Here is a 7,656-nt window from a genome sequence, read left to right as displayed (position 1 = left end):
GGTGGATCGAGGCTAAGGCGCGTCGAGTTCGATACGTGGCGCAGATCCTGCAGCGAGAAACCAGACGTGTTGTAGAAGTCCTGCTTGGCCGCATCGCGCAGCGGTGCATCCTGGTCAGCGACGCCCGCCTCGTCCAGCATCTTCTTCATCGCCATCACCGCATCGCGCGTCGAGCCAAGGACGCTGTCCAGGCGACGCAGGACCGTGAAGGGAAGGATCACGTCCCGATACTTGCCTCGGACATAGAGGTCGCGGAGGACATCGTCAGCGATATTCCAGATGAGCGCCGCGATTCGCGCGTGGTTGAAGGAGCTGTGTGGCACGGGGATCCTTCACTGGTGACTAGACAACCTGCAAGCGGCGGGGCGACGAGACTGGTACTAGTGGTGCCGCCAAACCAATACTAAAGGTAGACGGAACCACTGACATTCTCTCAGCTCGCGTGAAGTCTTGCCTGCCCGGTCAGGCATCCACGATGCCCAACCCGTTCGCCATGCAGGACCAGCTCACGAAGCGGGCATCAAGGCAGAATGATCAGCGAACGCGCCTCGACGCCGAGTTGCTCGGCGAGGGCGTCGACCGAATCCAGGGTGAGGTTGCGCTCTCCACGCTCGATCCCCGCGAGGTACCGAGTCGAGACACCGAGCTCCTCGGCAAGACCTTCCTGCGACAGATGGCGCGCAAGACGCAGATCGCGCACCTGCGCTCCGAGCACCTTTTTCAGTGGATCTGTCACACAACCAGCCTCAGGTCTGGTAGTCATGACTTCCAGGAAGTTATCGCTTCCAGTCGCGGTCAAGGCAGGGTCCCTCGCGACTCGAAGTGGGCCGCATCAGACCTCGAAGGAGAGCACGGCCATGCCCGATTCACAACGGTCCCCTGAGGGCGACTCGAGCGCACTCCCCCGCGTCCTGCACACACCGCGTAGCCACGCGTTGCTCTCGGAATCGTGGGCCCAAGCAGAGGAAGCGAAGCGGAAGGAGCGGGCAGGCGACGACCTCCAGCTTCCGCATGAAGCCTATGCAGCCGGCGCACCCTGCCGCGCTTGTGGGCGCGCCCTTCTCGGCGAGCCGACCCTGGGCACGGACGAAGAGAGCCTTGCGCGGATCGACGCCGACAATGCCGAGTTCCGAGCCGAACACACGGCATGCAACATGGGTGTTTGGCGTATCGAGAACAACCGGGTAGAGCACTGCCATCTCTGCTGCCCGTTCCCGCCACTCTCGCCGACTCAGCGCGATGAGCTCCGGCAGCTCCTGTACCCGTCCTCATTGCGGGCTCTTCACAATCGAGGGTGTAGATCTGTCAGCGCGTCGCTCACCGGGTAGGGGTCGAGGTCTTCCGAGGATGAAGGTTCCTACACGCCTCATCTGGAAGACCTCGACGTGCCCAACGCTACTGCCGAGGACGGCTTCAGCTGTCCTGACCTGACCTCGTTCTGCGGTCTCGACGAACTTGGCCTCATCACCGTTGGGCAACGTCTCGAACCCGACCGGGCCGTGCTGGCGTGCAGGGTCGTTGACGATGACCGGTGGTGCCACCGGTGTGGCTGCCAAGGAATCCCGCGGGGCAGCGTGGTTCGCCGGTTGTCGCATGAACCGTTGGGCTGGCGACCAACGACGCTGCGCGTCACGGTGCGGCGGTACCGGTGTACCAACTGCGGACATGTGTGGCGTCAAGATACCAGTCGCGCGGCCGAGCCGCGGGCCAGGGTGTCGCGGCGTGCGATGGCGTGGGCGCTGACCGCGATCGTGTGTCAGCACCTCACGATCGCCCGAGTCGCTGAAGGGCTCGGCGTCGCGTGGAACACCGCAAACGACGCCGTGCTCGCCGAGGGGCATCGGGTGTTGATCAACAACCCGGGCCGGTTCGAGGGTGTCACCGCGATCGGTGTGGATGAGCACGTGTGGCGGCACACCCGCCGCGGCGACAAATACGTGACGGTCATCATCGACCTGACCCCGATCCGGGACGGCACCGGTCCAGCACGTCTGTTGGACATGGTTCCCGGACGGTCCAAGCAGGTCTTCAAGGCCTGGCTCGCCGACCGTGAACCAGCGTGGCGCACTGCGGTCGACGTCGTCGCGATGGATGGCTTCACCGGATTCAAAACCGCTGCTACCGAAGAGATCCCGGAAGCGACCACAGTGATGGACCCGTTCCACGTCGTCCGGTTGGCCGGTGACGCGCTGGACAAGTGTCGGCGCCGGGTCCAGCAGGACCTGCACGGCCACCGCGGCCGCACCACGGATCCGCTGTACCGGGCCCGGCGAACCCTGCACACCGGCGCGGACCTGCTCACCGACCGACAGCACGAACGCCTCACCGCACTGTTCGCTGTCGATGAGCACGTGCAAGTCGAGTGCACCTGGGGCATCTACCAGCGGATGATCGCCGCGTACCGGCATCCCGACCGCACCCAAGGCCACGATCTGATGAGCGCGGTGATCGCCTCGATCAGTACCGGCGTGCCGAAGGCCCTAACCGAGATCACCACGCTGGGTCGAACCCTGGCCAAACGATCTGCCGACGTGCTCGCCTACTTCGACCGACCCGGCACCAGCAACGGCCCGACCGAGGCCATCAACGGCCGCCTGGAACACCTCCGCGGATCCGCTCTCGGCTTCCGCAACCTCACCAACTACATCGCCCGCAGCCTGCTCGAGGCCGGCGGCTTCAGACCGCAACTACACCCTCGATTGTGAAGAGCCTCATTGCGCATCGACCGCAGCGCCACCTGGCGAGTGGAACTGACCTGTCAGCACGTCGAGACCTTGACCGGGCATTCCCCTCGCTACGTTGAGCCAACCGTCCAATGCACCGAATGCTCCGTCATCCGCGGCGTGGTCAAAGCCGTGCGAATCGATGATCAGGCGAAGGATGGTGACGACTGCAGCGACATCGAGGGCCTCCAGTCGGACTATCAACGACTCACAGATGAGCAATGGAGCTGGATCAAGCACATCGTTCACACAGAAGATGGCCCTCGCCGCGGGCGGCCGCGCACTGACATACGCACGATCGTCGACGCCGCTCTCTACAAGACCCGCACAGGCATCCCGTGGCGCGAGCTCCCAGCAGAGTTCGGGTCATGGCAGACCGCCGTGCGCCGGCACAACCAATTGATCGCGAGCTCCCAGTGGGACGAGATCACTCGCGCTCTGGCCGAACGAGACCTGCCCCAGTGAACCGCGGCGTCGTTGAGGCGACCGACTTTTGAGTCAGACTGCTTATTGAGTCAGCGCACCTGCCGAGAGATCGCGCGTCGAACGGCTTGAACCCAACCCGGAGCTGGCCAGCCGAGACTGCGTCCCAGAGACGCTCCCGCACCGCAGAAAGCAGAATCGGCCTCTGCAGGAGCTCCGCAGAGGCCGATCAAAGTCCCAGGTCAGCGGGGCAAACGCTTAGCAACTGATGTTAAATCGGAACCCGTCCGCCGAGCCAGATCGGAAGCTGCGAGGGTAAAACCCCTGGTCAGAAGGCTTTTTTAGACATTGAATCTGAATTCAACAACGTCCCCATCCGCCATTACGTAATCCTTACCCTCCATACGCACCTTGCCCGCGGCCTTGGCATCAGCCATGGAGCCTGCGGCAACCAGGTCATCGAAGGACACGACTTCGGCCTTGATGAAGCCGCGCTCGAAGTCCGTGTGGATTACACCGGCAGCCTTGGGTGCGGTGTCGCCCTTGTTGATGGTCCAGGCGCGGGATTCCTTGGGGCCGGCGGTGAGGTAGGTCTGCAAACCCAGAGTCTGGAAACCGGTACGGGCCAGCTTGTCCAAGCCGGATTCGTCCTGTCCGGACATTTCCAGCATCTCGCGCGCTTCCTCATCGGAGAGCTCCACCAGGTCGGACTCGAGCTTCGCATCCAGGAACACCGCCTGCGCCGGCGCGACCAGATCAGACAGCTCCTGCTGCTTTTCGGGCGAGTCCAGCACTCCCTCATCAGCATTGAACACGTAAATGAACGGCTTAGCGGTGAGCAGGTTCAGCTCACGCAATTGATCGAGCTCAAGCTTCTCGGGGCCTGCAGCCTCAAAAATCGTGCGGCCTTCCTCGAGCACCTTCTGCGCGGCCTGGTAGGCGGCCAGCTGCTCGGGCGAGCCCTTCTTGATCTTGACCTGCTTTTCGAGGCGCGGGATCGCGTTCTCCATGGTCTGCAGGTCCGCCAGCACCAGCTCGGTGTTGATGGTCTCCATGTCGGAGGCGGGGTCGATCTTGCCATCCACGTGAATCACGTCCGGGTCGTCGAACGCGCGCACCACCTGGGCGATCGCGTGCGCTTCACGGATGTTGGCCAAGAACTGGTTACCCAGCCCCTCGCCCTCGGACGCGCCCTTCACGATGCCCGCGATATCCACGAAGGACACGGTCGCGGCAGAATGCGCTCCGAGCCGAAGATCTCGGCGAGCGTGTTCAAACGCGGGTCCGGCAGGTTCACCACACCAATGTTCGGCTCAATGGTCGCGAACGGATAGTTCGCGGCGAGCACCGTGTTCCGCGTGAGCGCGTTGAACAGCGTTGATTTACCGACGTTGGGAAGACCGACAATTCCAATAGTAAGAGCCACGGTAGGACAGTCTACCGCCGCCCACAGACACTCGCAGACCACGGGGCACACGCGAATACTGGGGCATGACGACGCCGCTGCCAGACTTGGCAGCGGCGCCCACCGATTACTTGGAGGCACCTCGTGAACTTGGCAGAACTCATCACCGGAGTGACCCGCACCGTGACCACCCAGGGGTCCCATCACATCGTGCAACTGGAGCACGTTTTCGAAGCCCCACCAGAGGAGATTTGGGACGCCATCACCCAGCCCCAACGCCTCGAGAAATGGTTCGAACCACCGAGGGCGAACTCATCGAAGGCGGCCGCTACCAACTGACCGAGAGCGGCACCGAAGGCACCATCCAACGCTGCGACCGCCCACGATCGGTGAACATCACCTGGGAGTACGACGGCGACGAAAGCGCCGTTCAGGTCACCCTGCAACCACTGGAGGGCGGCACTCACCTGACCATTCGCCACACCATGGAAGAAAACGACCACTGGCGCACCTACGGTCCCGCCGCCACGGGAATCGGTTGGGAGAGCAGCCTCGTGTCACTCGCGCTGCATCTCAATGCCGCGTCCAGCGACATCCTCCAGGATCTGTGCAATTTCGCGCGCTCGACCGAGGGCCACACCTACACGGACGACGCCGCGGACGCCTGGAAGAACGCCTACGTCCAGTCCGGCGCGGACGAGGATCAGGCCCAGCAGCAAGCCATCAAAACCGCAGCCTTCTATAAAGGCGAGGAGTAATTCAGGCCTCCGAATCAAGCGACCGATACATCAACGTCGCCTAGAGAAGCCCCGAACGGCGAGTACTCAGCCCAGCTGGTCCAACAACCGTTCAGCCACCGGGATCCATTGCGGCCTGAACGCGTACACGCACACCAGTCTCGCCCGAGTGGCCTCGCGGTACACTTCCATGCGCTGCACACTCGCCCCTACCGCACGCGCCGCCTCAGCAATTGCCACCCGCGCCACGTAGGCCATGTCCTCGCTGAGCAGCCCCTGCAGCACGCGCAGGTCCACGTGCACCTCGAGATTGGCCAGGTCCAGTTCACGATCGGCCAGCACCGCCGTGTCGAAATCGAGCAGTCCCATACGACGGTTCCCGCAGTCGAAAAGCATCTGGCCGTCGTGCAGATCGCGGTGCGCGGGCACAGGAGAGCTGCCCGCTATCCCCCGGGCTGGATCATCCAGGGTCAACAGCTTCTCGCGAACCCGCCCCTCGACCTCGGTCAATCGATCCGCATAACGATCGGCCAGCTCTCCCGGGTCGTGTTCGCGCACGTTCCCGAACCACGTAGCAACCACGTCCGCCTCCGCCGCGGCGTCGTGCACCTGCCACCCTTCGGACCCGCCGACGTCGCTCTGGGCCATTCGCGCCCACGCCGCCGACCACTCGTCCCACGCGAGTTCCCAGCAGTCCTGTTCCAGTTCCATCATGGGTTGGCCGGGCACCGTGCTCAGCGTCACCGAATGCTCGGTAGTCTCCAGTACCTCCGGCACCGAGAACCCCGCTGCCCCGGCGAGCGCGCCCATCGTGGTGGTGGCCGCGGCGACGTCGGCGGATTTACCGGCGCGCAAGTGCTTGACGAAACCCCGCGATGTCCGTTCAACGGCGCGTTTACCCGCCCGATGAACAATGAGATCGCCACCGGGCTGCAGCGACGGCAGTTTGCGGTCCTTGGCGTACGGCGCCAATTTCACACCGAACTCGGGGTCCTCCTTGACCGCGCGAATCCGCTGGAGCGAATCGCGACACTCATAAATCCGTTCCCCCTCTTTCCCCGGCCATGAGCGACGCACAATTAATCGTTCACCATTGATATCGAATTGCATTGGAGCTTGTGAGTGCTCCGCCCCCGCGCCCGCTGGGCGCTATCCCCGTCATGTCATTCCACCTTGCCCCGCAGCACGGCGTGCGCGAGATCAACGCGCTGCCGTGCGTGATTGACGCAATCCGGATCCAGATTGCGAAACGCTTCGGTCACTCGCAAAAGCACATGGAACGCCGTCCACGCGCGCAAGGATTCGTCCGTGACCACCCCCGTGCCGGGTACACGACGATACGCCTCAGCCAGGGCCATCGCAGTAGATGAATCGCGACCACTCAATAGCTCCACGGCCGCGAAATCACCCAGGTCGTAACCAATGGGTGCCATCTTCATGCGGTCGAAATCGATGAGGAGCGGCGCGCCGTCTTCCCCGAGCACCACCTGATCTGCGGAAAGATCTCCGTGGGAGAGCACCGCGGCGCCAGGATTCTCGGCGATGGCCCGCAGTACGTCGTCGGCCACGGTCTCGAATCGACCCGCAAATCTGCCAGGAAACATGTCAGCCCGTTGGCCGCACCCTGCAGGGCGGTCACAGGATTCACGCCCGGCACGGCCAGTTTTTGGCCGAGTGCCCCGGGCATGCCCGAGTGCAGCACCTCCTGCGTCATGGACACCAACGCAGCCGGGCCAATGTTGTGCAGCCGGGTGACCGCCTCAGCCACCGCCGGCAAGAGATCGCTTGGCGAGAGCGCTACCGTTGCCGCAGCACCGGTCGCCGAACCACCGGAGACCTTGTCGCCCGCTGCGCCTGAATCAGACGTCGTCACGCCCGACACCGCGCCGCCCGTCGCCGCAACATCCGCAGCCAGCCGTTCCGTGAAATCTCCCCCGGTGATCCACGGTTGCTCGATGCTGTGCTGGGTCATCCCCGTCACCGGCAGTACGGGCGCACCGAGCTGATGCAACGCCGACAGCAACGGCGCCGTGGCGGGAGGTTCCGCCCACACGCGCACCACGGAAGACTCGCCGGAATCGCCGGCGCGCTTGAACACCACACGACGCCACGGGTTGTAGCTGAGCACGGTCCCGTCAACCTGCCCACGCGGGTCCACGGCCTTGATCTCCGCAAGCGCCTTGAACAACATGCGGTCCAGGCCGATCGGCCCACAGAACACGCTGGTGCGCGGATCGTCCGGCAGCAGCGCGGTGAACAGCGGGTACCCGGTCTGATCAGCGCGCTTGAGCAATTTGCCGGCCTTGTTCGTCTCGCTCGGTGCGTACGCGGCGAACCACCAGGGCTGGCTTGCGGCCCCGAAACGGTC

The 7,656-nt window shown here is 63.9% G+C and carries 6 protein-coding genes and 2 pseudogenes; 3 read left to right on the top strand and 5 right to left on the bottom strand.

The features are described from left to right. The coding region (locus tag YO9_RS0100725; RefSeq protein ID WP_031272421.1) for a type I restriction-modification system subunit M N-terminal domain-containing protein at positions 1–323 on the bottom strand (323 nt) is incomplete at its 3' end. 197 nt (positions 324–520) lie between these two features. Beyond that, complete coding sequence (locus YO9_RS16155) at positions 521–736, bottom strand: helix-turn-helix domain-containing protein (protein ID WP_223285908.1); 216 nt, start codon at positions 734–736, stop codon at positions 521–523. Between the two features lie 649 nt (positions 737–1,385). Here YO9_RS16155 and YO9_RS0100710 point away from each other — a divergent pair. Both YO9_RS0100710 and YO9_RS16150 read left to right on the top strand, forming a co-directional pair. Beyond that, the gene (locus YO9_RS0100710; protein ID WP_031272418.1) at positions 1,386–2,705 is read left to right on the top strand and encodes an ISL3 family transposase; all 1,320 of its coding nucleotides are present in this window, start codon (positions 1,386–1,388) and stop codon (positions 2,703–2,705) included. A gap of 150 nt (positions 2,706–2,855) precedes the next feature. Beyond that, positions 2,856–3,188 (top strand): transposase, encoded by a 333-nt coding sequence (locus YO9_RS16150; RefSeq protein ID WP_262925522.1) that lies wholly within the window; start codon positions 2,856–2,858, stop codon positions 3,186–3,188. A 299-nt stretch (positions 3,189–3,487) separates the two neighbouring features. On the opposite strand, the pseudogene ychF reads toward YO9_RS16150, so the two are convergent. Beyond that, positions 3,488–4,572 (bottom strand): annotated as a pseudogene (gene ychF / locus YO9_RS0100700) (redox-regulated ATPase YchF). A gap of 123 nt (positions 4,573–4,695) precedes the next feature. Between ychF and YO9_RS0100695 the strand changes: the two are divergent. Continuing rightward, positions 4,696–5,309 (top strand): annotated as a pseudogene (locus YO9_RS0100695) (SRPBCC domain-containing protein). A 66-nt stretch (positions 5,310–5,375) separates the two neighbouring features. Here the strand turns inward: YO9_RS0100695 and YO9_RS0100690 are convergent. Continuing rightward, entirely contained in the window at positions 5,376–6,266 is an 891-nt protein-coding gene (locus tag YO9_RS0100690) for a phosphotransferase (RefSeq protein WP_223285907.1), read from the bottom strand. 185 nt (positions 6,267–6,451) lie between these two features. Next, positions 6,452–6,892: a phosphotransferase family protein gene (locus tag YO9_RS0100685; protein ID WP_396350707.1), complete on the bottom strand. Its 441-nt coding sequence runs from the start codon at positions 6,890–6,892 to the stop codon at positions 6,452–6,454. Positions 6,893–7,656: the final 764 nt, after the last annotated feature.

Source organism: Kocuria atrinae C3-8, from assembly GCF_000286355.1.
GTDB classification, from domain to species: Bacteria; Actinomycetota; Actinomycetes; order Actinomycetales; family Micrococcaceae; genus Kocuria; species Kocuria atrinae_A.
This window is presented reverse-complemented; position numbering and strand designations above follow the sequence as displayed.

Excerpts from the sequence above, each read along its gene's own strand:
- YO9_RS0100685 (WP_396350707.1), bottom strand. The coding sequence starts at position 6,892 with ATGTTTCCTGGCAGATTTGCGGGTCGATTCGAGACCGTGGCCGACGAC.